Source organism: Erwinia sp. E602, assembly GCF_018141005.1.
Lineage (GTDB): Bacteria > Pseudomonadota > Gammaproteobacteria > Enterobacterales > Enterobacteriaceae > Erwinia.
Map to the genome: position 1 here is coordinate 1,451,601 of NZ_CP046582.1, position 25,013 is coordinate 1,476,613.

Annotated in this window: 30 protein-coding genes; 23 read left to right on the forward strand and 7 right to left on the reverse strand. The window is 58.1% G+C overall.

The window, feature by feature from the left end:
* Window positions 1–6 precede the first annotated feature (6 nt).
* Window positions 7–534 (reverse strand): fimbrial protein, encoded by a 528-nt coding sequence (locus GKQ23_RS08090; protein WP_212410241.1) that lies wholly within the window; start codon window positions 532–534, stop codon window positions 7–9.
* A 401-nt stretch (window positions 535–935) separates the two neighbouring features.
* Window positions 936–1,853: a DMT family transporter gene (locus GKQ23_RS08095; protein WP_212410242.1), complete on the reverse strand. Its 918-nt coding sequence runs from the start codon at window positions 1,851–1,853 to the stop codon at window positions 936–938.
* Window positions 1,854–1,952: 99 nt separating this feature from the next.
* Here GKQ23_RS08095 and GKQ23_RS08100 point away from each other — a divergent pair, with 99 nt between their 5' ends.
* The 17 genes from GKQ23_RS08100 to GKQ23_RS08180 all read left to right on the forward strand — a co-directional run bounded on the left by GKQ23_RS08100 (window position 1,953) and on the right by GKQ23_RS08180 (window position 16,731).
* The gene (locus GKQ23_RS08100) at window positions 1,953–2,726 is read left to right on the forward strand and encodes a helix-turn-helix domain-containing protein (RefSeq protein WP_212410243.1); all 774 of its coding nucleotides are present in this window, start codon (window positions 1,953–1,955) and stop codon (window positions 2,724–2,726) included.
* A 123-nt stretch (window positions 2,727–2,849) separates the two neighbouring features.
* Window positions 2,850–3,977 (forward strand): 4-phosphoerythronate dehydrogenase PdxB, encoded by a 1,128-nt coding sequence (gene pdxB, locus GKQ23_RS08105; RefSeq protein ID WP_212410244.1) that lies wholly within the window; start codon window positions 2,850–2,852, stop codon window positions 3,975–3,977.
* A gap of 147 nt (window positions 3,978–4,124) precedes the next feature.
* Entirely contained in the window at window positions 4,125–5,135 is a 1,011-nt protein-coding gene (locus tag GKQ23_RS08110; protein WP_212410245.1) for an aspartate-semialdehyde dehydrogenase, read from the forward strand.
* Window positions 5,135–5,950 carry a tRNA pseudouridine(38-40) synthase TruA gene (gene truA / locus GKQ23_RS08115; RefSeq protein ID WP_212410246.1) on the forward strand — a complete coding sequence of 272 codons (816 nt, stop codon included), beginning with the start codon at window positions 5,135–5,137 and terminating at the stop codon, window positions 5,948–5,950. The genes GKQ23_RS08110 and truA overlap by 1 nt, the downstream gene beginning before the upstream one ends.
* A gap of 30 nt (window positions 5,951–5,980) precedes the next feature.
* Window positions 5,981–6,643 carry a DedA family protein gene (locus GKQ23_RS08120; protein WP_212410247.1) on the forward strand — a complete coding sequence of 221 codons (663 nt, stop codon included), beginning with the start codon at window positions 5,981–5,983 and terminating at the stop codon, window positions 6,641–6,643.
* Between the two features lie 172 nt (window positions 6,644–6,815).
* A complete protein-coding gene (gene accD / locus GKQ23_RS08125; RefSeq protein WP_056239421.1) occupies window positions 6,816–7,724 on the forward strand; it encodes an acetyl-CoA carboxylase, carboxyltransferase subunit beta in 909 nt (302 codons plus the stop codon).
* Between the two features lie 69 nt (window positions 7,725–7,793).
* The gene (folC, locus tag GKQ23_RS08130; RefSeq protein ID WP_212410248.1) at window positions 7,794–9,056 is read left to right on the forward strand and encodes a bifunctional tetrahydrofolate synthase/dihydrofolate synthase; all 1,263 of its coding nucleotides are present in this window, start codon (window positions 7,794–7,796) and stop codon (window positions 9,054–9,056) included.
* Window positions 9,046–9,825, forward strand: coding sequence for a cell division protein DedD (gene dedD, locus GKQ23_RS08135; RefSeq protein WP_212410249.1), 780 nt, complete (start codon window positions 9,046–9,048; stop codon window positions 9,823–9,825). Before folC ends, dedD begins: the two co-directional genes overlap by 11 nt.
* Window positions 9,826–9,929: 104 nt before the next feature.
* Window positions 9,930–10,121, forward strand: coding sequence for a hypothetical protein (locus GKQ23_RS08140; protein WP_212410250.1), 192 nt, complete (start codon window positions 9,930–9,932; stop codon window positions 10,119–10,121).
* Window positions 10,105–10,590: a colicin V production protein gene (gene cvpA / locus GKQ23_RS08145; protein WP_056239434.1), complete on the forward strand. Its 486-nt coding sequence runs from the start codon at window positions 10,105–10,107 to the stop codon at window positions 10,588–10,590. The genes GKQ23_RS08140 and cvpA overlap by 17 nt, the downstream gene beginning before the upstream one ends.
* 34 nt (window positions 10,591–10,624) lie before the next feature.
* Window positions 10,625–12,142: an amidophosphoribosyltransferase gene (gene purF, locus GKQ23_RS08150; RefSeq protein ID WP_056239437.1), complete on the forward strand. Its 1,518-nt coding sequence runs from the start codon at window positions 10,625–10,627 to the stop codon at window positions 12,140–12,142.
* Window positions 12,143–12,211: 69 nt separating this feature from the next.
* The gene (locus GKQ23_RS08155; RefSeq protein WP_212410251.1) at window positions 12,212–12,781 is read left to right on the forward strand and encodes a UbiX family flavin prenyltransferase; all 570 of its coding nucleotides are present in this window, start codon (window positions 12,212–12,214) and stop codon (window positions 12,779–12,781) included.
* Window positions 12,782–13,034: 253 nt separating this feature from the next.
* Window positions 13,035–13,817 carry a lysine/arginine/ornithine ABC transporter substrate-binding protein ArgT gene (argT, locus tag GKQ23_RS08160; protein ID WP_056239442.1) on the forward strand — a complete coding sequence of 261 codons (783 nt, stop codon included), beginning with the start codon at window positions 13,035–13,037 and terminating at the stop codon, window positions 13,815–13,817.
* A 74-nt stretch (window positions 13,818–13,891) separates the two neighbouring features.
* Window positions 13,892–14,578, forward strand: coding sequence for a histidine ABC transporter permease HisQ (locus GKQ23_RS08165; protein WP_056239445.1), 687 nt, complete (start codon window positions 13,892–13,894; stop codon window positions 14,576–14,578).
* The gene (locus tag GKQ23_RS08170) at window positions 14,575–15,291 is read left to right on the forward strand and encodes an ABC transporter permease (RefSeq protein WP_212410252.1); all 717 of its coding nucleotides are present in this window, start codon (window positions 14,575–14,577) and stop codon (window positions 15,289–15,291) included. Before GKQ23_RS08165 ends, GKQ23_RS08170 begins: the two co-directional genes overlap by 4 nt.
* 8 nt (window positions 15,292–15,299) lie before the next feature.
* Window positions 15,300–16,073, forward strand: coding sequence for a histidine ABC transporter ATP-binding protein HisP (gene hisP / locus GKQ23_RS08175; RefSeq protein WP_056239454.1), 774 nt, complete (start codon window positions 15,300–15,302; stop codon window positions 16,071–16,073).
* Window positions 16,074–16,398: 325 nt separating this feature from the next.
* Window positions 16,399–16,731: a hypothetical protein gene (locus GKQ23_RS08180; RefSeq protein WP_056239457.1), complete on the forward strand. Its 333-nt coding sequence runs from the start codon at window positions 16,399–16,401 to the stop codon at window positions 16,729–16,731.
* Window positions 16,732–16,860: 129 nt separating this feature from the next.
* Here the strand turns inward: GKQ23_RS08180 and GKQ23_RS08185 are convergent, their stop codons facing one another.
* On the reverse strand, window positions 16,861–17,055 hold the full coding sequence (locus GKQ23_RS08185) for a hypothetical protein (protein WP_212410253.1): 195 nt from the start codon (window positions 17,053–17,055) through the stop codon (window positions 16,861–16,863).
* 292 nt (window positions 17,056–17,347) lie between these two features.
* On the opposite strand from GKQ23_RS08185, the gene GKQ23_RS08190 reads away from it, so the two are divergent.
* Window positions 17,348–17,671, forward strand: a complete 324-nt coding sequence (locus tag GKQ23_RS08190; RefSeq protein ID WP_056239460.1) for a hypothetical protein — start codon at window positions 17,348–17,350, stop codon at window positions 17,669–17,671.
* Window positions 17,672–17,865: 194 nt separating this feature from the next.
* Here the strand turns inward: GKQ23_RS08190 and GKQ23_RS08195 are convergent, their stop codons facing one another.
* Entirely contained in the window at window positions 17,866–18,759 is an 894-nt protein-coding gene (locus tag GKQ23_RS08195; RefSeq protein WP_056239462.1) for a TIGR01777 family oxidoreductase, read from the reverse strand.
* Between the two features lie 188 nt (window positions 18,760–18,947).
* On the opposite strand from GKQ23_RS08195, the gene yfcF reads away from it, so the two are divergent.
* Together yfcF and yfcD are read left to right on the forward strand one after the other, a co-directional pair.
* Window positions 18,948–19,589, forward strand: a complete 642-nt coding sequence (gene yfcF / locus GKQ23_RS08200) for a glutathione transferase (protein ID WP_056239467.1) — start codon at window positions 18,948–18,950, stop codon at window positions 19,587–19,589.
* A gap of 126 nt (window positions 19,590–19,715) precedes the next feature.
* A complete protein-coding gene (gene yfcD, locus GKQ23_RS08205; RefSeq protein WP_056239470.1) occupies window positions 19,716–20,249 on the forward strand; it encodes an NUDIX hydrolase YfcD in 534 nt (177 codons plus the stop codon).
* Between the two features lie 3 nt (window positions 20,250–20,252).
* Here yfcD and GKQ23_RS08210 read toward each other — a convergent pair whose 3' ends face one another.
* The 3 genes from GKQ23_RS08210 to GKQ23_RS08220 all read right to left on the reverse strand — a co-directional run bounded on the left by GKQ23_RS08210 (window position 20,253) and on the right by GKQ23_RS08220 (window position 22,756).
* The gene (locus GKQ23_RS08210) at window positions 20,253–20,423 is read right to left on the reverse strand and encodes a hypothetical protein (protein ID WP_212410254.1); all 171 of its coding nucleotides are present in this window, start codon (window positions 20,421–20,423) and stop codon (window positions 20,253–20,255) included.
* Window positions 20,420–21,682 (reverse strand): 4-aminobutyrate--2-oxoglutarate transaminase, encoded by a 1,263-nt coding sequence (locus GKQ23_RS08215; RefSeq protein WP_212410255.1) that lies wholly within the window; start codon window positions 21,680–21,682, stop codon window positions 20,420–20,422. Before GKQ23_RS08215 ends, GKQ23_RS08210 begins: the two co-directional genes overlap by 4 nt.
* An 87-nt stretch (window positions 21,683–21,769) precedes the next feature.
* Window positions 21,770–22,756, reverse strand: coding sequence for an IS110 family transposase (locus GKQ23_RS08220; protein WP_212411678.1), 987 nt, complete (start codon window positions 22,754–22,756; stop codon window positions 21,770–21,772).
* A gap of 376 nt (window positions 22,757–23,132) precedes the next feature.
* Here GKQ23_RS08220 and GKQ23_RS08225 point away from each other — a divergent pair, with 376 nt between their 5' ends.
* From GKQ23_RS08225 to xyeA, 3 genes are all read left to right on the forward strand, one after another.
* The gene (locus GKQ23_RS08225) at window positions 23,133–23,414 is read left to right on the forward strand and encodes a helix-turn-helix transcriptional regulator (RefSeq protein ID WP_212410256.1); all 282 of its coding nucleotides are present in this window, start codon (window positions 23,133–23,135) and stop codon (window positions 23,412–23,414) included.
* A 164-nt stretch (window positions 23,415–23,578) separates the two neighbouring features.
* Entirely contained in the window at window positions 23,579–24,277 is a 699-nt protein-coding gene (locus GKQ23_RS08230) for a helix-turn-helix transcriptional regulator (protein WP_249168489.1), read from the forward strand.
* A gap of 543 nt (window positions 24,278–24,820) precedes the next feature.
* A complete protein-coding gene (gene xyeA / locus GKQ23_RS08235; RefSeq protein WP_212410257.1) occupies window positions 24,821–24,982 on the forward strand; it encodes a XyeA family cyclophane-containing RiPP triceptide in 162 nt (53 codons plus the stop codon).
* Window positions 24,983–25,013 lie beyond the last annotated feature (31 nt).

A 25,013-nucleotide genomic window follows, 5' to 3' on the forward strand; every position in this document is an offset into this window, starting at 1 on the left:
TAAGCGTCAGAAATAATTGATTGAATAATTAACCTGGGAATAGACGTTCCCGCCCACGACTTTATCCACCGCGAAGTATTGCGCGAAATATTTCAGCGTCGCTGCATTGTCTTTAATTTTGAACGAAGGCCCCTGATTCTGTGATGGATCATTGACGGCGATTTTTTGCCGATCCTGGTCAAGCAGCTGTACCTGGACGTTTCTGGCCGTACCGATATTGACCAGGTTGCCGGTGACCGGGTCCGAACTGACGCTCTCAAACAGCGCACGGGTATTTTCAGTTGCGTTCTGGCACTCGCTGAGTTGCATCACAATCGGCTGGGCATTCGCTACTGAGCCAGCCGCAGGCAGCGCGGTGACAGAGATTGGCGGGAAGGTGATTTCGGTGGTACTGCCGTTACCATTGACACTTATTTTGCAGGTGGTATTAGTAATTTCACCTTTAAAGGTCAGAACACCATCATAGGCGCTGACAGAAAGAGTGGACAGCAGTGATGCGGTGACTAACGACGCGCGGAATAGCGAAGTTCTCATAGGTAAGTTCCTTTTAATCTTGCCTGAATTATTGATTGTCGATGTGAATAGAACCTGAGTATTTATTTAAGGCTCTATGAGATCAATCTTAAATCAGCGTGAAAAATGGTAAATAGCAAAACAGCCAAATAATCGATTAATGCGATGTTATCAATTTTTACCTGGCTGGCATGCAGGAGGAAATATCGTGAAAAAGGGTAAGGTGGGGGGGATTTACTGGCAGGAGAAGGTATTAAGTGGGCGTTTACCGTGATGCAAACGGGCAAAAAGATGGCCAGCCTGCCCTGGCCCGGAGAGGCGCATACAGAGCGGGCCGCCCCGGCCAGACGGAGGTTGTTAGCAGCGGTGCCGATCGGCTGGGTCCGCTGCCGGCCGCTGCTCAGGTTAGCGGCGGCCAGAGATTATTCAACGTCGGATGAGGGTGCTGCCGCGGCGGGCTGATTTTTCCGCCAGCGCAGCGCAGTGCGCAGGCGCTGGGCCATCACCACCCCGGCCAGCGTCAGGCCGCCGCCGATAAAGTGATACAGATGCAGCGACTCCTGCAGGAACAGGATGGCAATCACCGCGGTGAAGATCGGCACCAGGTTCATAAAGATGCTGGCGGTGCTGGCTCCGAGTCGCATCACGCCCTGGATCCACAGAAACGGTGCCAGCACCGAGGCCGGAATGGCGGCAAACAGTACCAGCGGCAGGTTGTGCGCGTTGAGACTGACGTCCGGCGCCAGCAGGAAGCCCGGCGTCAGCAGCAGCACGCCGAACAGGATCTGCACCCACAGGCTCTGCCAGTTTGGCAGGTTCAGCGCCCAGCGTTTGGTCAGCACGCCATACAGCGCATAGGAGGCAGAGGCGGCAAACATCATCAGCTCGCCGTGGCCCAGGCCGTGGCTCAGCAGCTGAGCGGGGTTGCCCTGGCTGACCAGCCACACCAGGCCGGCAAAAGAGACCAGGCTGCCGAGCAGGATCCCCAGCGTCGGGGCCAGCCGCAGCAGCACCACGCTGAGCAGCACCGTCAGCAGCGGGATCAGCGCATTAAGAATGCCCATAAACAGTGCGCTGACGCTGTGCGCGGCGTAGTAGGCGAGGCTCTGATAGAGCACCATGCCCAGCAGGCCGAGCACCAGCAGTTTCCACCACACCTGCGCAATCTGCCGGCGGTTACGCCAGACGCCGGGCAGGGCGAACGGGGTCAGCACCAGCAGGGCGATCAGCCAGCGGTAGAAGGAGATGGCGGCGGGGTCGATGGCGCTGGCCGACATTTTGCTGACCACGGCGTTAACCGACCAGATCAGGACGGCCAGCAGCGGAAAAAGGAAGTTCATAACGGGTCTCAAAGTTGCAAAGAATGCTGAGCAGTGTAATGCTGTCTCAATTGAAACGGATAACGATAATCAGACAACTCTTCATTCAGAGCAGACAAGATGATTCAGCAACTGACCTATATTCCCCCGCAGGAGGCCGGTGAGCCGCTGTTCTTCCGCTATGAACAGGCGAACGCGCAGACCGAATATCTGCCGCACAGCCACGCCTGGGGGCAGGCAATCTTCGTCAGGTGCAACGTGCTGGAGATGCAGGTGGCCGGCGAGCGGCTGCTGACCCCGGCCGGTATCCCGATCTGGATCCCGCCGGGCACGACCCACGCCAGCTATAACCATAAGCAGGCCCACTTCCGCACGCTGAATATTGCCGCCGATCGCTGCCAGGGGTTCCCGACCCGCGCCTGCCTGCTGCGGGTGGGGCCGGTGGTGCAGGCGATTATGGATGACGTTGCTGACCGTCAGCTGCAGGTGCCGCACACGGCTGAGGACCAGCGCCTGTGCGAGGTACTGCTGGATCGGCTGCGCCAGGCGGAAATTGAAGCCAGCTATCTGCCCAGCTGCCAGGACCGGCAGCTGGCACCGATCCTGCAGGCGCTGGAGCGCAACCCCGCCGATAATACTACCCTGGCGCAGTGGGCGGCGCGGGTCTATACCACCGAACGCACGCTGTCGCGCCGCTGCCAGGCGCTGCTGGGGCTCAGCTTCAGCGAGTGGCGTCAGCGGCTGCGCTTTCTGCACGCGGTGTCGCTGCTGGAACAGAATCTCAGCGTGCAGGAGGTGGCGCTGGCGCTGGGCTACAGCTCCGCGTCGGCGCTGATCGTCATGTTCCAGCAGCAGTCCGGCACCACGCCGGAGCGCTACCGCGCGCGCATGTAATGTGCCGGAGCACTACCGTGCACTGCATGTAATGTTTTGTCGCCCGCTGCGGTCGCAGGTGTCCGTGGCGGCGCTTTATGGCAGAATAACGCCCCTCACGCTCCCCCGAACTGGAAACCGATTGTGAAAATCCTCGTTGATGAAAATATGCCTTACGCGCGCGAGCTCTTCAGCCGCACCGGTAACGTCGTCGCCGTGCCCGGCCGCCCGGTGCCGCAGGCTGAACTGGAAGATGCCGATGGCCTGATGGTGCGCTCGGTGACCCAGGTTAACGCCGCGCTGCTGGCCGGCAAACCGGTCAGGTTCGTCGGCACCGCCACCGCGGGCACCGACCATATCGACGAGGCGTATCTTGGCGAGCAGGGGATCGCCTTCTCGGCGGCGCCGGGCTGTAACGCCATTGCGGTAGTGGAGTACGTCTTCTCCGCGCTGCTGCTGCTGGCCGAGCGCGACGGCTTCCGCTTAACCGATCGTACCGTGGGCATCGTCGGCGTCGGTAACGTCGGCAGCCGCCTGCAGGCGCGGCTGGAGGCGCTGGGCATTCGTACGCTGCTGTGCGATCCGCCGCGTGCCGATCGCGGTGACGCCGGCGACATCCTGCCGCTGGCCGACCTGGTGGCCGCAGCCGACGTGCTGACCTTCCACACGCCGCTGTTCAGAGAGGGGCCGTATCAGACCCTGCACCTGGCCGACGAGGCGCTGCTGCGGGCGCTGAAGCCGGGCACCATTCTGATTAACGCCTGCCGCGGTGAGGTGGTGGATAACGCCGCGCTGCTGCAGGTGCTGGACGATCGTGACGATCTGAGCGTGGTGCTGGACGTGTGGGAGCCGGAGCCGGACCTGTCGGTGCCGCTGCTGGAGAAGGTGGATATCGGCACCGCGCACATCGCCGGCTACACCCTGGAAGGCAAGGCGCGCGGCACCACCCAGGTGTTCGAGGCGTGGAGCCAGTTTATCGGCCAGCCGCAGCAGGTGCCGCTGGACACCCTGCTGCCGCCGGCCGAATTCGGCACTATTACCCTCAGCGGCGAGCTGGATCAGCCAACGCTGAAACGTCTGGTGCATCTGGTGTATGATGTGCGCCGCGACGATGCGCCGCTGCGCCGGGTGGCGGCGATCCCGGGCGAGTTTGACCGCCTGCGCAAGAATTATCAGGAGCGGCGCGAGTGGTCGTCGCTGCAGGTGGTGTGCGATAACGCGTCCACCGCCGCACTGCTGGTGAAACTGGGCTTTAACGCCATCCTGCAGTAATCCGTAACCGGCGACGGCGAGGCCCCCCGGCGGACTGGCGTCTCTGTCGTACAGTGTTAAGCCGGGCGCGGTGCGGGAAAAATCTGAATCTTTGGGCGGTGACAGCACCGCCTCTCTTTTTTATGTCAAGGTCGGGAGTAAACCAACATGTCTGACGGCTGGAATATCGCGCTACTGGGCGCAACAGGCGCAGTAGGGGGAGCTGTACTGGAAATACTGGCGGAACGCCAGTTCCCGGTTGGTGAGCTGTATGCACTGGCAAGCGAACGCAGCGCCGGTGAAGTGCTGCGTTATGAGGGGAAATCGCTGCGGGTCACCGATGCGGCAGAATTTGACTGGTCGCAGGTGCAGCTGGCGTTCTTCGCCGCCGGGCGTGAAGCCTCGGCGCGCTACGCGGAAGACGCGGCCAGCGCCGGTTGCCTGGTGATCGACAGCAGCGACCTGTATGCGCTTGAGCCGGACGTGCCGCTGGTGGTGCCGGACGTTAACCCGCAGGTGCTGGCCGACTACCGCAACCGCAATATCGTTACCGTGGCGGATGCGCTGACCAGCCAGCTGCTGTGTGCGATTAAACCGCTGATTGATAACGCCGGGCTGGGCCGTCTGCAGGTGACTAACCTGCTGGCGGTGTCGGCACGGGGCAAAGTCGCGGTTGATTCGCTGGCCGGCGAGAGCGCCCGGCTGCTGAACGGCCTGCCGGCGGAAGCAGGCTACTTTGGCCGCCAGCTGGCGTTCAACCTGCTGCCGCTGCTGGCGGACGCCGAAGGCAGCGTGGCGCAGGAACGCTCCCTGGTAGAGCAGGTGCGTAAGGTGCTGCAGGATGAAGGCCTGCCGATTTCGGTCAGCAGCGTGCAGGCGCCGGTGTTCTACGGTAACGCGCAGCTGGTGCAGGTGGAAAACCTGCGCCCGATGTCGGCTGACGAAGCCCGCGACGCGCTGGCGCAGTGGGAAGATATCAACCTTACCGGCGAAGATGATTTCCCGACCCCGGTGGGCGACGCCTCCGGCAGCGCGCATCTTAGCATCGGTGCGGTGCGCAACGACTACGGCATCCCTGAGCTGCTGCAGTTCTGGTCGGTGGCCGACAACGTGCGCTTCGGCGGCGCGCTGATGGCGGTGAAAACCGCTGAACGGCTGGTGCAGGAGTATTTTTACTGATGTCTGACAGCAGTGCGCCACAGCCGGTGTTAAGAATGGCGTTGGGTATCGAGTATGACGGCAGCCGTTATTACGGCTGGCAGCGTCAGAATGAGGTGGGCAGCGTGCAGGAGCACCTGGAGAAGGCGCTGTCGCAGGTAGCCGATCAGCCGATCGTGGTCTTCTGCGCCGGGCGCACCGACGCCGGCGTCCACGGCACCGGCCAGGTGGTGCATTTTGAGACCACCGCGCGGCGTAAGGATGCCGCCTGGACGCTGGGTGCCAACACCCACCTGCCGGCGGACGTTGCCGTGCGCTGGGTCAAGGCGGTGCCGGATACCTTCCACGCCCGCTTCAGCGCCACGGCGCGGCGCTACCGCTACGTGATTTACAACGAGCGGCTGCGCCCGGCGATCCTCGGCGGCGGCATCACCCACTTTTATCACCCGCTGGACGTGGAAAAGATGCAGCGCGCCGGGCAGTGCCTGCTCGGTGAACAGGATTTCACCTCGTTTCGCGCGGTGCAGTGCCAGTCGCGCACGCCGATGCGCTACGTGATGCACCTGAACGTCAGCCGCCACGGTTCGTACGTGGTGGTCGATATCAAGGCTAACGCCTTTGTGCACCATATGGTGCGCAATATCGTCGGTAGCCTGATGCAGGTCGGCTGCGGTAACCAGCCTGAAACCTGGATGGCGGATTTGCTGGCGGCCAAAGACCGCACGCTGGCCGCCGCTACCGCCCGCGCCGAGGGGCTGTATCTGGTTGCGGTGGATTACCCCGAGCACTTTGACTTACCGCGCCCGCCGATGGGGCCGCTGTTCCTTGCCGATTAACCTTCGACTGATGTAATAAAGGACGCCCGAATGGATCTGATTCGTTTTGTTATCGACTTCATTTTACATATCGACGTGCATCTCGCCGAACTGGTGGCGCAGTATGGTCTCTGGATCTACGCCATTCTGTTCCTGATCCTGTTCTGTGAAACCGGGCTGGTGGTCACGCCGTTCCTGCCGGGGGATTCCCTGCTGTTTGTCGCCGGCGCGCTGGCGGCGCTGCCGACCAATGACCTCGACGTGCACACCATGGTTGCGCTGATGGTGGCGGCGGCGATCCTCGGCGACGCGGTGAACTACACTATCGGGCGGCTGTTCGGTGAGAAACTGTTCAGTAATCCCGGTTCGAAGATCTTCCGCCGCAGCTATCTTGATAAAACCCACGCTTTTTACGAGCGCCACGGCGGGAAAACGATTATTCTTGCGCGCTTCGTGCCGATCGTGCGTACTTTCGCGCCCTTTGTGGCCGGAATGGGCAAAATGTCCTGGCGTCATTTTTCCCTGTACAACGTCTCGGGCGGGTTGCTGTGGGTGCTGCTCTTTACCTATGCGGGCTACTGGTTTGGCAATATGCCCGCGGTACAGGAGAACCTTAAGCTGTTGATTGTGGCAATTATCCTGCTGTCGATTCTGCCAGGCGTAATTGAAGTGTGGCGTCACCGCCGCGCGGCGCGAAAACAGCCACAGCGCTAAGCGGACGTCTCAGACCAGCCGTCGGTGACCAGATTTTTATCCACAGTCTCCGGCGGTTATGGTTTAATGAGCGACAATTTATGGTTTGTGCTGCGCGCATGAGTGACAGCACAAAAAAAGAAAAAACTGGCTAACCCCAACGGGGCACCAGGTTCAAACAGAAAGGTCATCAATGAGCTGGATTGAGCGAATTCTCAGTAAAAGCACCGCTACCCCATCGCGTAAAGCGAGCATTCCTGAAGGGGTGTGGACCAAGTGTGACAGCTGCGGACAGGTCCTGTACCGCGCCGAGCTGGAGCGCAATCTGGAAGTCTGCCCGAAATGCGACCACCACATGCGTATGCATGGTCGCGCCCGCTTACACAGCGTGCTGGATGAAGGTTCACTGGTTGAACTGGGCAGCGAGCTGGAACCGAAAGATCTGCTGAAATTCCGGGATTCCAAAAAATACAAAGATCGTCTGACCGCGGCGCAGAAAGAGACCGACGAAACCGACGCGCTGATCGTGATGAAAGGCACCCTGCACGGCATGCCGGTAGTGGCTGCCGCGTTTGAGTTCTCCTTTATGGGTGGCTCAATGGGCTCGGTGGTTGGCGCACGTTTCGTACGTGCGGTTGAGCAGGCGCTGGAAGACGGCTGCCCGATGATCTGCTTCTCTGCCTCCGGCGGTGCGCGTATGCAGGAAGCGCTGATGTCGCTGATGCAGATGGCGAAAACCAGCGCCGCGCTGGCTAAGATGCAGGCGCGCGGCCTGCCGTATATCTCGGTGCTGACCGACCCGACCATGGGCGGCGTATCCGCCAGCTTCGCGATGCTCGGCGATCTGAATATCGCTGAACCGAAAGCGCTGATCGGCTTTGCCGGCCCGCGCGTAATCGAGCAGACGGTGCGTGAAAAGCTGCCGCCGGGCTTCCAGCGCAGTGAGTTCCTGATCGAGAAGGGTGCGATCGATATGATCGTCCGCCGTCCGGTGATGCGCTTTAAGCTGGCCAGCGTGCTGGCGAAGATGATGAACCTGCCTGCGCCGCAGGAAGATATCGTTGCTGAAGCCCCCGCTGCCCCGCAGAGCCCCGAGGCCTGACCGATGATGAGAAAGGGATCGCCTGGCGATCCCTTTTACCAATGAACCGAAACGCGGTGAACGGGATACATGGACACTCTTCCTCAAGCCACGTCGCCTCTTGCCACGTGGCTTTATTATCTTGAGCATTTACACTCTCAGGCAATCGAGATGGGTCTGGAGCGTGTGCGTCGTGTTGCCACCACGCTCGATCTGCTGAAACCCGCCCCGGTGGTGTTTACCGTTGCCGGTACTAACGGCAAGGGCACCACCTGCCGCACCCTGGAAACCGTGCTGATGGCCGCCGGCTATCGCGTCGGCGTCTACAGCTCCCCGCACCTGATCCGCTACACCGAACGGGTACGCATCCAGGGCGCTGAGCTGGCTGAATCGGCCCATACGGCCTCCTTTGCGGCGATTGAAGCCGGGCGCGGCGACACTTCTCTGACCTATTTTGAGTACGGCACGCTGTCGGCGCTGTGGCTGTTTAAGCAGGCGCAGGTTGACGTGGCGATCCTCGAAGTCGGGCTGGGCGGGCGGCTGGACGCTACCAATATCGTCGACGCTGACGTGGCGGCCATTACCAGCATCGCCCTCGATCACGTAGACTGGCTGGGGCCGGACCGCGGAAGCATCGGGCGGGAAAAAGCCGGGGTATTTCGCGGCGGTAAGCCGGCCATCGTCGGTGAACCGGATATGCCGCACAGCATTGCTGAGGTGGCGCAGCAGCTGGGCGCGGACCTGCATCAGCTGGGCCGCGACTGGTCATATCGCGCGGACGGCGACAGCTGGTCATTTACCGACGCGCAGGGCAGCCTGATCGGGCTGCCCATGCCGCAGGTGCCGTTGCCAAATGCGGCCACCGCACTGGCGGCGCTGCGAGCCTCCGGGCTGGCGGTGGAGGATGCCGTGGTGCGCGCTTCCCTGCATCAGGCGCTGCTGCCCGGCCGCTTCCAGACCGTGGCGCAGTCGCCACGGGTGATCCTCGACGTGGCGCACAATCCGCACGCGGCCGCGTACCTGGCCAGCCGGCTGGCCGAACTGCCGGGTGACGGTAAGGTGCACGCGGTGGTCGGGATGCTGCACGATAAAGATATTGCCGGAACCCTGGCGTGCCTCAGCCCGCAGGTTGACCACTGGTACTGCGCGCCGCTCGACGGGCCGCGCGGGGCAAGCGCGGAACAGCTGATGGCGCATCTGCCGGGCGCGCAGGCGTCTGGCTCGGTGCTGGCGGCGTATCAGCAGGCGCTGGCTCATGCCGGTGAACGGGACGTGGTGCTGGTGTGTGGTTCTTTCCACACCGTGGCACCGGTTATGGAATGGATGGCAACGGAGAACGGCAGTGGCGAGTAAGTTTCAAAACCGTTTAGTCGGCACCATCATTATCGTCGCCGTCGGGGTGATCGTTCTGCCCGGGCTGCTCGACGGTAAAAAGAAGCACTATAAAGAGGAGTTTGCTGCCATTCCGCTGGTGCCGAAGCCGGAAGACCAGCAGGAGACCGATCTGGTGCCGCCGGTTACCCAGTCGCTGCCCGCCCAGCCGCCGGAAGGCGCCGGGTCGGCGGTAGTCGGACGTGACAACGGTAACAATTCACAGGCGGACAGCGGCTCAACCACGCCGCAGGCCGGCAACCAGCCGACGCTGGTCTCCCCACCGCCGGTCCAGCAGCCGGTGAACACGCCGAAAGTTGTCGAAAAACCGAAGGTGGTGACCCAGCCGAAGCCGGTTGAGAAACCGAAACCGGTTGAGAAGCCAAAGCCGGTGGAAAAACCGAAGCCGGTAGAAGCGCCGAAAGTGGTTGAGCAGCCGAAGACGGTGGAAACGCCGGCGCAAACGCAGCCCGCGCCGGAAAGCAAACCGGCCGAGAGCGCGCCAGCCGGTCAGGCCTGGGTGGTGCAGCTGGGCGCACTGAAGAACGCGGCCAGGGTGGATGAGATCGTCGCTAAGCTGCGGCTCTCCGGCTACCGCGCTTATACCGTTCCGGCCACGCCGGTGCAGGGGCAGATTACCCGCATCTTTGTCGGGCCTGATGCCTCGAAAGCCAAAATGCAGGCGGCGGTGGGGGAACTGCAGGGGATCTCCGGGCTGGGCGGGGTGGTTAAACCCTACAGCGCGCGGTGATCCGCCGGCTGCCGCTGAACGGCGGCAGCGATACTATCAACAGGTAAAACCTGCTTGCGCCCGGAACAGCCCGCTGCTGTTCCGGGCGCTGGCGTTAGGATGTAATGCAAATCAACGGATTGCGTTTGGGTGTTCAGGCCGGCACCGGGGCGATTTTTGCTGGTTTTTTCAACGGCAATGATTATTTGAATCGTCCCTGCAAAAGCCTACGCAAACGTTTTCTTTTTCTGTTAGAATTCGCCCCGAACTGGATACCAGGGGTAATTACTGGAAGCGTTCATGGTCTGGATAGATAACGTCATTATTGCGGTCGTCAGTTTTTCGGCTCTGGTCAGCCTGATCCGCGGGTTTGTACGGGAAGCACTTTCGCTCGTCACCTGGGGGTGCGCATTCTTTGTCGCCAGTCATTACTACTCCTTTCTTGCCGTCTGGTTTACCGGATTTGAAGACGAACTGGTGCGTAACGGCATCGCCATTGCAGTGTTATTCGTTGCCACGCTGATTGTCGGGGCGATCGTTAACTATGTAATTGGTTCGCTGGTGGAAAAAACCGGCCTGTCGGGTACCGACAGGGTACTGGGAGTCTGTTTTGGGGCGCTGCGTGGCGTGCTGATTGTGGCCGCGATGCTGTTTTTCCTCGATACGTTCACCGGATTTGCTAAGAGCCCGGACTGGCAACAGTCTAAGCTTATCCCTCAGTTCAGTTACATCATCGGGTGGTTTTTTGACTACCTGAAAAGCTCGTCGAGTTTTTTGCCCCGGTAATTGCACCGGGGTTCGGCCATGAGGAAAAGTCATTATGTGCGGTATTGTCGGGATCGCCGGTTTTGCGCCGGTCAACCAGTCGATTTATGACGCGTTAACGGTGCTGCAGCATCGTGGGCAGGATGCCGCCGGCATCGTCACCATCGATGCGTTAAATTGCTTCCGTCTGCGTAAGGCCAACGGCCTGGTCAGCGATGTTTTTGAAGCCCGCCATATGCAGCGTATGCAGGGCAATATGGGTATCGGCCACGTGCGTTACCCAACGGCAGGCAGCTCCAGCGCTTCCGAAGCCCAGCCCTTCTATGTGAACTCCCCTTACGGGATCACGCTTGCCCACAACGGTAACCTGACCAACGCTCACGAACTGCGTAAAGGCCTGTTCGAAACCGGCCGCCGTCACGTGAACACCACGTCAGATTCTGAAATTCTGCTCAATATCTTTGCGCAGGAAGTGGACCAGTTCCGCCACTATCCGCTGGAAGCGGACAACATCTTTGCCGCGATTGCCGCGGTGCATAAGAAAGTGCGCGGAGCCTATGCCTGCGTGGCGATGATCATCGGCCACGGCCTGGTGGCGTTCCGCGACCCGAACGGCATCCGTCCGCTGGTGATTGGCAAACGTCCGCTGGCCGATGGCCGTATTGAATACATGGTGGCTTCTGAGAGCGTGGCGCTGGATACGCTGGGCTTTGAGTTCCTGCGTGACGTGGCGCCAGGTGAAGGGGTTTACGTCACCGAAAAAGGCCAGCTGTATACCCGCCAGTGCGCTGAGAACCCGAAGGTTCATCCGTGCCTGTTCGAGTACGTCTACTTTGCGCGCCCGGACTCGTTCCTCGACAAAATTTCCGTCTACAGCGCCCGCGTGCGCATGGGCACCAAGCTGGGTGCCAAGATCGCCCGCGAGTGGGAAGATCTGGATATTGACGTGGTGATCCCGATTCCGGAAACCTCCTGCGATATCGCGCTGGAGATGGCACGGATCCTGGACAAGCCTTACCGTCAGGGCTTCGTGAAAAACCGCTACGTCGGCCGTACCTTTATCATGCCGGGCCAACACCTGCGCCGCAGCGCGGTTCGCCGCAAGCTGAACGCTAACCGTGCCGAGTTCCGCGGTAAGAACGTACTGCTGGTGGATGACTCCATCGTGCGCGGGACCACCTCCGAGCAGATCATTGAGATGGCACGCGAAGCCGGGGCGAAAAAAGTCTATCTCGCCTCTGCGGCACCGGAAATTCGTTTCCCGAACGTGTACGGCATTGATATGCCAAGCGCCACCGAGCTGATCGCCCACGGTCGTGAAGTCGAAGAGATCCGCCAGCTGATCGGTGCCGACGCGCTGATTTTCCAGGATCTGGATGACCTGATTGAAGCGGTGCGTGAAGAGAACCCGGATATCACCCAGTTTGAATGCTCGGTGTTCAACGGCATCTACGTCACTAAAGACGTTGACCAGCAGTACCTCGAGTACCTGCAGTCGCTGCGCAATGACGATGCCAAAGCCGTGGCGCGGCAGAACGAAGCGGAAAACCTGGAAATTCACAACGAAGGCTAAGCGCCGCGCTGTGTAAGCAGGTAAGATGGGCCGGGAGCAATTCCGGCCCATTTTTTTTAAAGAGAGATGATGAAAAGAATCATTATTGGACTTTCAGGTGCCAGCGGCGTGATTTATGGCATCCGCACCCTGCAGGTACTGCAGCAGGTTAGTGACGTGGAAACCCACCTGATCGTCAGCAACGCCGCCCGGCAGACGCTGGCGCTGGAAAGCGACGTCAGCCTGCGCGAGGTGCAGGCGCTGGCCGACGTGGTGCACGACGTGCGTGATATTGCCGCCAGTATCTCCTCCGGTTCATTTAAAACCGACGGCATGGCCATTCTGCCGTGCTCTATCAAAACCCTCTCCGGCATCGTTAACAGCTACAGCGACGGCCTGCTGACCCGCGCCGCCGACGTGGTGCTTAAAGAGCGTCGCCCGCTGGTGCTGTGCGTGCGTGAAACCCCGTTGCACCTCGGCCACCTGCGGCTAATGACCGCCGCCGCCGAGCTGGGCGCGATTATTATGCCGCCGGTACCGGCGTTTTATCACCGACCGGCCAGCGTGATGGACATCGTCGATCAGACCGTCAATCGCGTACTCGATCAGTTTAATATTGAGCTGGATCAGGAGCTGTTTACGCGCTGGCAGGGTGCATAAGTTTGCCTGAGTGCGCGCTTTTAGTGCAAATGTTGATGCTGAATCGCATTTTGTGCAAAGGATGCACCATCGTGCAACATTCTTGCCGCGAACGGATCATAAACCTGCTATAAATCCTTCTGCAAACCGGGCAATTACGCTATCTTGCCCACCGCGCAATAAAAAGCAGGCATTGCCGTTACACTGGCATGGAACCTGCAGATCAACCTGCGCAACAACATCACGACCATAATAAAAAAACTGAGGGGTTTTTATGAAAAAGCAGGTCCTGGCTCTCTCCCTGTTACTGTCAATCACCGCCGCGGGTAGCGCATTTGCCGCCGGCCCGAAAACGTTGCGTATCGGCACCGACCCGACCTACGCGCCGTTTGAAATGAAGAACGCACAGGGGCAGCTGATCGGATTTGATATCGATCTGGCTAATGAAATCTGTAAACGGATGGAGACCAAATGTACCTTCGTTGAGAGTGATTTTGATGCGCTGATCCCGTCACTGAAGGCGAAGAAAGTGGATGCGGTGATCTCTTCACTGTCGATCACCGAAAAGCGCCTGCAGGAGATCGCCTTCTCTGAGAAACTGTATGCCGCCAATTCACGTCTGATTGCGCCAAAAGGTTCCAAAGTGCTGCCAACGCTGGAGGCGCTGAAAGGCAAAACCATCGGCCTGCTGCAGGGCACCACTCAGGAAACCTACGCCAACGACAACTGGCGCCAGCACGGCGTGACAGTAACGCCGTATGCTAACCAGGACCTGGTGTATCAGGATCTGACCGCCGGGCGTATCGATGCCGCATTCCAGGATGAAGTGGCGGCCAGCGAAGGCTTCCTCAAGCAGCCTGCCGGTAAAGATTACGCCTTTGCAGGCCCGGCGGTAAAAGATGATAAGATCTTTGGCATCGGGACCGGTATCGGTATGCGTAAAGATGATACCGCGCTGAAAGCCGCCATCGACAAAGCGTTCGATGAGCTGCGCAAAGATGGTACCTACGACAAGATTGCGAAAAAATACTTTGATTTTGATGTATATGGCGGTTAAGTAAAACCTGTCTGGCACCCCGGCGCGTCCGGGGTGCAGTTACACGATGAAAAGATTACGACAGGATATTGCTTATGCTTTATGGCTACTCTGAAGTCATTTTTAAAGGCGCGATGGTGACCCTGGAGCTGGCCCTCAGCTCGGTACTGTTCGCCGTTATACTCGGACTGATTGGCGCCGGGGCCAAACTCTCCAACAGCCGCCTGCTGGCGGGCATATTTGAAGGCTACACCACGCTCATTCGCGGCGTACCGGACCTGGTACTGATGCTGCTGATCTTTTACGGCCTGCAGATTGCGCTCAATCAGCTGACCGACCTGCTGGGCCTGAACCAGTTCGATATCGACCCGATGGTGGCCGGTATTATCACACTGGGCTTTATCTACGGGGCGTACTTTACCGAAACCTTCCGCGGCGCGTACATGGCGGTGCCGAGAGGGCAGATTGAAGCTGCTACCGCCTTTGGTTTTACCTCTGCACAAACTTTCCGCCGTATTCTGTTTCCTGGCATGATGCGCTTCGCGCTGCCGGGGATCGGCAATAACTGGCAGGTGATCCTGAAAGCCACCGCGCTGGTTTCGCTGCTTGGTCTGGAAGATGTGGTTAAAGCCACGCAGCTGGCCGGTAAAACCACCTGGCAGCCGTTCTACTTTGCCATCGTCGCCGGGGTTATTTATCTGATTTTCACCACGCTGTCGAACGGCGTGTTGTGGTGGCTGGAGCGCCGTTATTCGGTGGGCGTCAAAAGGGCTGATTTATGATTGATATTATTCAGGAGTACTGGAAGGCCCTGCTGTGGACCGACGGCTATCGCCTGACCGGCGTGGCGATTACCCTGTGGTTGCTGGTGGTCTCGGTGGTGCTGGGCGGCTGCATGGCGGTGCTGCTCTCTGTCGCCCGCGTTTCGCCGTTCAAAGCGGTGCGTTTCCCGGTGTGGCTGTTTACCTACGTATTCCGCGGTACGCCGCTCTACGTGCAGCTGCTGGTGTTTTACTCCGGCTTTTACACGCTGGAAGTGGTGAAAGGCAGCGAGTTGTTGAACGCCTTCTTCCGCAGCGGACTTAACTGTACGCTGCTGGCGTTGACGCTGAACACCTGCGCTTACACCACCGAAATCTTTGCCGGTGCCATTCGTTCCGTCCCGCACGGCGAAATTGAAGCGGCGCGCGCCTACGGTTTCTCGACCTTTAAACTCTACCGTTGCATTATTATGCCTTCGGCGCTGCGCACCGCGCTGCCGGCTTACAGCAATGAAGTGATCCTGATGCTGCACTCTACGGCGCTGGCGTTTACCGCTACGGTGCCGGACCTGCTGAAGATTGCCCGCGATATTAACTCGGCTACCTACCAGCCGTTTATCGCCTTCGGCCTGGCAGGCCTGCTCTATTTAGTAATTTCATATGTGTTGATTAGTCTGTTCCGCAAAGCGGAAAAACGCTGGCTGGCGCACGTTAAACCTTCCTCGTCCCACTGAGAAACACGATGGCTGAAAATAAATTAAGCGTCACCGAGCTGCACAAACGTTACGGTGAACATGAAGTGCTGAAGGGCGTGTCGCTGCAGGCCAACGCCGGCGACGTAATCAGCATTATCGGTTCGTCCGGTTCCGGTAAAAGTACCTTCCTGCGCTGCATTAACTTCCTGGAAAAACCCAGCGAAGGGGCGATCGCGGTCAATAATGAAAACATCAACCTGGTACGGGATACCGACGGCCAGCTAAAGGTGGCGGATAAAGAGCAGCTGCGTTCGCTGCGCACCCGCCTGACCATGGTGTTCCAGCACTTCAACCTGTGGAGCCATATGACGGTGCTGGAAAACGTCATGGAAGCGCCGGTTCAGGTGCTGGGCCTGAGCAAAGCCGAAGCGCGCGAACGCGCCATCCGCTACCTTGATAAGGTCGGCATCGACGAACGCGGGCGCGGCAAGTATCCGGTGCACCTCTCCGGCGGCCAGCAGCAGCGCGTCTCCATCGCCCGCGCGCTGGCGATGGAGCCTGAAGTGCTGCTGTTTGATGAACCGACCTCGGCGCTGGATCCGGAGCTGGTCGGTGAGGTGTTGCGCATCATGCAGAAGCTGGCGGAAGAGGGCAAAACCATGGTGGTGGTCACCCACGAGATGGAATTTGCCCGTCACGTCTCCAGCCACGTGATCTTCCTGCACCAGGGAAAAATTGAAGAGCAGGGGGCGCCCGACGAGCTGTTCAACAGTCCGAAAAGCCCGCGCCTGCAGCAGTTCCTTTCCGGCGCGCTGAAGTAATTACGTCACACGCCAGGGGGCGGCTCCCTGGCGTTTCAGCCCTCCGATTTATGCCGGTCTGCCGCCCGCGGCACGCCCTTACCGCCCCAGCCTCTCGTCCTGATGCCCGCACCGGGCCGAAAAATGCCCCCTTAACCCGCGTGAGTAAATAGCCCATGTTGTTGATTCAACGGGTTAATATTAATAAATATCGTCGATTTAATTTGTTCCATCGTTTTTACCTCTCTCTGAAATAGTCCAGGAATAATCCCGTTATCAGGGGAGGTAATTCTTAAATGCTATAATGAAGGCGTAGTAAAATATATTTATTCACTACGGGAGGTTAATGTTGATTATTTCTGATGAAGAGAAAGGGCACGTTATTATTGGTGAAGCGGCCGTCAGTCTTATCTTCAACAGGGAGGAAATTACGCTGGGGACGTTACTGACAGAGTTACAGGTGATGGCGGAAAATGAGCCGAGCGACGAGCGGCTGATTGCCATCAGCGCCGCGCGCAGCTGGCTGAAGGCGTTTCACCAGCCGGGAACGCTATCCCGTGAAGGCGCGGTGTGGTTCGCGAAGATGCAGCAGGCGGACAGCGTTGGCTTCACAGTGCCAGCCCGTCAGCCATCGGATCAGCATGAACGCGCCCGCGGCGATCGGCAGGATAAAACGTAGTAAGGTGTTCTCGTTTAAAGCATCATGTATTCATACCTTATGCAGATATGACGTCAGGATCTGAACGTTGCGTAATAAGCCTGGTAGCTTCTACCAGGCTTCAGAAAATACCGGCTGCGTTAGGTTAATTTAGTGCGCAGCGGTAGAAGTTGACTGGGCTGCTACCCCTGGTAAAAACTCTGCTTTCAGCCGTTCAAGCTCGCAAAGCATTTCGGCGAGCTCTCTCGAGGTGGTGGTGCGTAATTTGCAGGCACTGCGATAACGACGCTCGGTTTCGGTTAACCGGATCCGTTGTTCACGTAAACGTTTTTCACTTTCCGTCATGCGTACCCCATCCATTATCATGAGTCAGATACTGCTGGTTAAGTCTGCTTACTACGCTGCACGTGCGTTGCCTCTCAGGCGACTTCACACTACAGCTAAGCGTAGCGGATTTAAACCGGGTAGCATGCGGCTTAACAAAAATTTCATACGGAAATTATCCCCGCCGGGCGCAGCATTTTTTTTAGCGTTTGACGATGTAAAGTTAAGGGTTAAGGCTATATTTATTTTAAGCCTTAGTACGCCTGCCTGCGGGCACCACCCCATACGTTACCCACTGCCTTCGAGGGACGGAATGCATACCATTTTAACACTGGCCAATGGGTACGGCGGCAGCATTCTGCTGCTGTTGCGTGCCGCAAGTGAACTGTTTGACCCAAAGATTGAAGTCTGCAGCGGCTATCCGGCGCACTGCAGCAGCTGGCTGACTATTTACTACCAGCGCAAAAGCCAGCGCTGGTCATTTGAGTGGTATCAACACGCCGGCTGCCAGCGTCCGCTGGCGCTACCGGACCCGGATGCCTGCCTGATGCAGGAGGTGACCGATAAAGGTGCCAGCCCGGAAGAGCGGGCTCAGGCACGTCTGCTGCTGGGGGGGATGGCTTTCCTTGAAGCCTGACTCTCTGACGACTCTATGGCTGATCTATGGCTGAGCGTGCGCGATAACTCGGTCACCGGCGGTCAGCATCTCAGGCAACGGAGCGGCAGCCGCCGCATCTACCGGCTGCCTTGCCGATTGCGCCGCCGCCGCGATGATAAGCCGAACGATAAGACCCCCGTTTTTTGGGCACGGATAACGCACTGTAGCGGTGGTCAGACCACATTTTCCAGCGCCTTATCCAGATCGTACCAGCGGAACCTGAAGCCGGAAGCTTCCAGCCGCTGTGGCAGCAGATGCTGCCCGCCGAGCACCAGCACCGCGGATTCGCCCATCATCAGCCGGATCGCGGTGGCCGGGGTACGCATAAACGCCGGGCGGTGCATCGCCTTGCCTAATGCCGCGGCGAACTGTTCATTGCGCACCGCGTAGGGTGCCACAAGGTTAAACGGTCCCTGTAGCGTTGCGTGATCGAGCAGCCAGAGAATGCCGGCCAGCATATCCTCAATATGGATCCACGGCATATACTGCTTGCCATTGCCCAGCGGCCCGCCGATGCCGAGCTTAAACGGCAGCTGCATTTTTTCCAGCGCGCCACCGTCGGGGCTGAGGACCACGCCGGTGCGCAGCAGACAGACGCGGGTGCGATCGCTCTGCGCCTGCAGCGCCAGCTGTTCCCAGCGAGCGCACAGCTGATGGGTAAACTCGCTGTGGCCCGGGTCGTCCTCGGTGACTACCAGCTCGCCGGTATTGCCGTAAAAGCCGCTGGCCGAGCCGGAAATCAGCACCGCCGGCGGCGCGCTGCTGGCGGCAATCAGCTCCGCCAGCCGTTGGGTTATCTGCCACCGGCTCTGGCACAGGCGGGTTTTCTGCGCCTCGCTCCAGCGTCTGGCGGCGATCGGCTCGCCCGCAAGGTTGATCACCGCGTCAATGCCGTTGAGATGCTGCTGCTGATCGAGGCCGGACCACAGGCTGACCTGTTCGCCCAGCTTCGCGCGCGCGGCCGCCACGTCACGGGTGACCACGCTGACCTGATAACCCCGTTGCAGCAGGCGTAACACCAGTGGACGGCCCACCAGCCCGGTGCCGCCGGTAATAAGAATGTGCATAGCGATGATCCTTTTTGCTTTCAGTCTGCTTCTAGCATAGGTCAGGATTTGCCGATGACGTGTGATGGCGCGCACGGCAAATGCCGTGCGCAGATTATTTGTTCACCTGCCGTGGCGAGGGTGTTGCCTTCGGCATAAAAACCAGATAAACAAAGGGTTCCCATTGCTGAACGTCAGAGGATGCACGGATGAGTTACCCAACGATTACCCTATGGTCAGACGCCAGTTTTTTCAGTCCGTATGTGATGTCGGTGTACGTCTCCCTGAGTGAAAAAGGCATTCCGTTCGCGCTGAAGCGGGTCGATCTGGCCGCGCAGGAACATCACGGGGCGGACTATGGCCGGCTTTCTCTGACGCAGCGGGTGCCGACGCTGCAGGTGGACGACTTTCAGCTGTCCGAATCTTCCGCCATCAGCGAATATCTCGAAGAGCGTTTTCCGGCACCGGAGTTTGAGCGCCTCTATCCACGCAACGCGGAAAAACGTGCCAAAGCGCGAGAAATCCAGGCCTGGCTGCGCAGCGACTTTATGCCGATCCGCCAGCAGCGCCCGACCGAGGTACTGTTTGCCGGCGAGCGCTTTGCCCCGCTGGACGCCGCCGGGCAGCAGGCGGCCGCTAAACTGATTGCCGCCGTTGAGCGTCTGCTCCCCGCAGGCCAGCAGAATCTGTTTGGCGAATGGTCAATTGCCGATACCGATCTGGCGGTGATGCTTAACCGCCTGGCGCTGCACGGCGACCCGCTGCCGGCGCATATCGCCGACTATGCGCACTTCCAGTGGCAGCGTGCGTCGGTGCAGCTGTGGCTGGCGGAATCATCAAAACCGGCCTGAGGCGGATTGAGCACAAATTGATGATTGCGTCAGCCTGCGTTAAACATTAATTTAGGCGCCTCGCGCAGCACCGCGCGGCACAACACACAAACGGCGCGCCGGGCGCCAGAACTAAAAGGGTTTCGGATGGTGGAGCAAGATCAGGGCACGGAATGGGTCGACATCGTTGATGAACATAACGAGGTCATCGCACAGTCCAGCCGTGTGCAGATGCGGGCACAGTGTTTGCGCCATCGCGCAACGTATATCGTCGTGCACGACGGCATGGGCAAAATTCTGGTGCAGCGCCGCACCGAAACGAAAGACTTTATGCCGGGCATGCTCGATGCCACCGCCGGTGGCGTGGTGCAGAGCGGTGAAGGCATGCTTGAATCCGCCCGCCGTGAGGCGGAAGAGGAGCTGGGCATCGCCGCAGTGCCGTTTGCCGAGCACGGCCTGTTCTACTTCGAAAACGCCCACTGTCGCGTATGGGGCGGGCTGTTCAGCTGCGTCTCCCACGGGCCGTTCGCCATGCAGGAAGAAGAGGTGGATGAGATCATCTGGATGACCCCGGAAGAGATCACCCAGCGCTGCGATGAGTTCACCGACGACTCGCTGAAGGCGCTGTCGCTGTGGATGACGCGTAATGGTGAACCGGGGCGCTCAGGCTCCGGCGAGTAACCTCTAACCGGCGCACGCCGCTGCGGTATGCGCCGGTCCCTCTGCCATCAACAACCCGTTATTGCTTCCGCTCTGATTTACCCGGCCAGGGAGTGACGCATCTTCTCCCCGCGCCAGCTCGCCGTTAAACTCTCCTGCCTCAATGTTGCCTTTCCCCGCCGGGGTGAATTTCATGCGCGTAATAAGGTCGTCAGTAACGTCAGCGCGCGGCTGAACTGGGCATCCGGGATGGTCAGCGGATAGAGGAAGCGGATCACGTTGCCGTGCACGCCACAGGTCAGCAGGATCAGCCCCTGCTCCAGCGCGCGGCGCTGTATGGCCTGCGCGATATCTGTTGCGGGTTTGCCGCTGAGTGGATCGATAAATTCGGCTGCGACCATCGAACCTAACGCGCGGATCTCCACCAGCGCCGGATGACGAGAGTCGCTCAGCGTGGCCACCAGCGCCTCTCCCAGCCTTAGCGCCCGTTCGCACAGCTGCTGCTCCTCTATCACCTCCAGCACCGCCAGCGCTGCCGCTACCGCCAGCGGATTACCGGCGTAGGTGCCGCCCAGCCCGCCCGGCAACGGGGCGTCCATCAGGTCGGCACGGCCGCTGACCGCCGAGATCGGCAGGCCGCCGCCGAGGCTTTTGGCCATGGTCACCAGGTCGGGTCTGGCCTCAGGGTAATAATCGCTGGCGAACAGCCGGCCGGTGCGGGCAAAACCGCTCTGTACCTCATCGGCGATCATCACGATGCCGTGCTGGTCGCACAGCCTGCGCAGCGCGCTGACAAATTCCGCCGGGGCGATATTGAAGCCGCCTTCGCCCTGAATCGGTTCATAGATGATGGCGGCCACCTGTTGCGGGCTGATATCGCATTTGAACAGGGTTTCCAGGCTCTCCAGCGCATCATCCACGCTGACGCCGTGCAGTGCGTTGGGATAGCGGGCGTGGAACACCGACCCCGGGAAGGGGCCAAAGCCGGTTTTGTACGGCGTGACCTTACCGGTCAGGCCCATGGTCAGCAGCGTGCGGCCGTGAAAGGCACCGCTGAAGGCGATCACCCCGGGGCGACCGGTTGCCGCGCGGGCGATCTTCACCGCGTTCTCAACGGCTTCCGCCCCGGTGGAGAACAGGGTGGTTTTGCTGCGGCCAGCGACTGGCACGCACTGATTCAGCTTTTCCGCCAGGGTTATGTAATTTTCATAGGGAACGATCTGGAAAGCCGTATGGGTAAAGCACTCCAGCTGCTCGCGGATAGCGCTCACGACTCTGGGATGGCGATGACCGGTATTCAGTACTGCAATTCCGGCGGCGAAGTCGGTGTACTCTCGCCCCTGCTGGTCCCACAGGGTGGCATTTTCGGCTCTCACGGCGAAGAAATCACATAATACGCCGACGCCACGCGGTGTGGCATCCAGACGACGCTGGTGAATACTCTGATTGCTCATTTTATTACTCCTGTCCTGGTGAATGACGACGCAGTGCGGCAGGCGTGTGATGTGCACATTTTCAGCGTACAGCTACCGTCTTGAACGTCAACCCACTGCACCATAATTTTCATCGTAGCAGCGTTGATGTTTCAGCACCCCGAAGCACTGATGAACCAGCTTTCGCATCACCGCTCCGAGCGCCGACATCTTACATTTGCCCCCTGCCTGCAGCCGTTCGTAGAGGGCCTTCATTGGCTTGTTATACTTCACCGCAACCAGTGCGCCGATAAACAGTTTTGCCCGCAGGTGTGCGGGGCCGTTTTTCGACAGCCGGGCGCGATAGTGTACCGAGGTGCCTGAACGCTTCTCCTTAGGTACAAGACCAAACCAGGCTGCGGCCTGTTGGGCACTCTCAAAGTCGTGGCTTTTCAGGGCGACCAGCATGTTCGGACCGATCTGACGCCCCACGCCTTTGATGGACGTGAGCAGATCCAGGTCACGCTTAAGGCCGGGATACCTGTTGATATGTTCATCAATGAGTTTTTCCACCGCGTTAAGTTCGCCGTACAACACGGCTATCATCTTACGAACGGAGGTTTCAACCAGAGGAGAAGGTCGCGTTGACAGGATTTTTTCCAGCCGGTTGTCTTCCCGCATCGCATCCTTAAGCAGAGCATCCCGTCTGCTCAGTAGCGCCTTCAGCTCACTGATTTCTTTAGGAGGTGCCTTCCACGCTTCGGGCTTTCTCAGCTCACCGTAGCAGGCAAGAACAAACGCATCCACCCGGTCCGTTTTCGTCAGGATCCCCATGCCGTTAGCAAAGTTCCTCACGCGGGCCGGATTAGCGATAACCACTCTGACGCCCTGGTCGTAAAGGCCAAAGGCCAGATGCTCGTGATAGGTGCCCGTGGGTTCCAGAACGACCTGCAGGTCGGCCACGTTCACTTTCCTGGCCACAACCCATTCAAGAACGGCCGCTGCAACCCGGGGACCATTGCTCAGTACTTTCGTTTTCTTCCTGCCGTCGGGACCATCGGGCAGCAGGCAGAGGTCGATTTTACTTTTTCCAACGTCAATACCTAACTGGATCATCATGCGTCTCCTTTCACATATAACCATCACGCCCATTATCCTTGTGCATGCGGAGTCAGTGCTCCCGGCAACCGTTCAAAGTCTATGCTGGCGTGAAAGGCGAAACAGGGGATTTAGGCTGTACGACAAGGTCATAACCTTATGGATGTATCAAATTCACCCTGTTTCAGATGGTGGTAGCTAACCACCACCCACTACAAGATTCAAGATACAAGGATGGCGCACGATCCTGCCGGTAAGAACATGCGTTTTAACGCGCGGAATGGAGTTAATATTACCCTGTTCCTGAGCGGCTGCCTGGGTTTGAATTAACCGTTCCAGGCCGGCGTTGGCTGCGCCATGCTCCGGCCCCAACCGGAACTCAGGGAGAGACACAATGGATAATCAAACGCGAAAAAACTGGCACCGCCAGGATATTCTGGCGGCCATTCGCAAATGCAAAGGATCGCTGGCAGCGCTGTCCGTAGAGCACGGGCTGGCATCCGGCACGCTGGCTAACGCGCTGGTCAAACCCTGGCCGAAAGGCGAACTGATCATTGCCCTCGCGCTGGGCACAACCCCGCAGGAAATCTGGCCGGAGCGCTATTTTGATGAACAGGGTCAGGTAAAGAAATGGCCGGTTTTTAAGAGCAAACAGCCGGCTGAACAGAACCGTTAGAACATGGAACAATAGGATTAAATCCATAATTTCGTTTCTGTGAACCTCTTAATTTTCCGCAACAGGGAAGTTGCGTATCCTGACTGTTAAGTTCAACGGGTTGATGAATTTATCAGTGAGCGAACATTGATAGTCTTTTTACAAGCAGATATTCGGGAGGCGGGATGATGAACGACAATGGAATGAAGGAAATACTCGCGTCAATGATTCACTTTTTTAGTCAAAGTAATGAACCCTGGGGGATAAAAAATCGTGAGTCACAGTTTGTTTTTGTGAATAAGAGACAGAGCAGGTTATTAGGCATCAGCGAACAGTTTGATTACGAAGGGCGTGTTGATGAAGAACTGCCCTGTAGCCTGTCTGAGTTTGGCAACGAATTTCGTCGCCATGATCGTCGTACCGAAGAGTCGGGTGATAAGGTTACCTCGCTGGAAGTGCATGCTTATGAAAATCATGACTACCTGCAGCCCTGGTTCTTCGACAAGTTTCCGCTATATGATGCAACTGGCGCGTGCCGGGGGACTGTCTGGCATGGCAGGCCGGTGGAAAATATTGTCCTTACGCGTCTGAAAAAAATAAAAATACCGACATCTCTGGTTTTTACGCCACCTTCAGCGCTGTTCAGCGATCGTGAATGGGAAATCCTGTTCTATCTGTTGCAGACCTACACGGTGAAGGAGACCGCCAGTTGTCTGGGGTTATCTCAGCGCACTGTCGGGAATTATGTGCAAAATATGTATGAGAAAATTGGCGTCAATAACAAGCGTAGCTTATTTGATTTCTGTCATGATAATAATATCACTAACTATATCCCACAAAGTTTTTTCAAACGTTCGGGGTCACTGCCATTGGTAGAGGTTTAATGAATTGATAAAATGGCACTCAAATGCCTTTCGGATAATATGATTTTTATGTATCCTTCGTGGATTTTTGTCATATTATGATTTTTATTTAATGTTTTATATTATTGTTAAATATATTTTTCAATGAAAATTTCAATGACTTCTCATACAGCTCATCAGCGCGCGAGAAGCAGATGCATCGGCGAACCATACGCTTGATGTTACACCGATATTAAACGGTGTGAACAGAATCAGTAGTTAACGACAGGTATCATCCGTGCGCGGTCCAAACTATAAACCAGAACGCCGCCATTTTTGGTGTTGTATTCGTACCAGAGTCAGTTCTTCCGGACTTTACTCCCGACAAAACCCCATTGCTCATCGGATATGTATGCTATTAAGTGACCTAATAAAGAAAATAATTAGATAAGAAGAAAATATGCTATGTTTTACGAAATTTACCTGTTGGCAGGTTAAAATAGTTTGCATATGCAATATTACCAAGTACCCTGTGAATGCTGGTTGAAAATAATTCGCTAGCATAACCGTTCAAGAGGAAATGATATGAAAACACTAAAGCGTGAAATTGAACGTAATAATTGTCAACTGACCGATGTCGATGTTGTGACCAAAAAGGCAGAACGAAAAGCACTTGTTGATGGCTTGCTGGATACGGTTTCGGGTGGCTGGGTTAATGCATTCGCAAACTGGCCTAAGCGGTTCTAAGCAGTATCAATGGGGGGTAACACCCCCCATT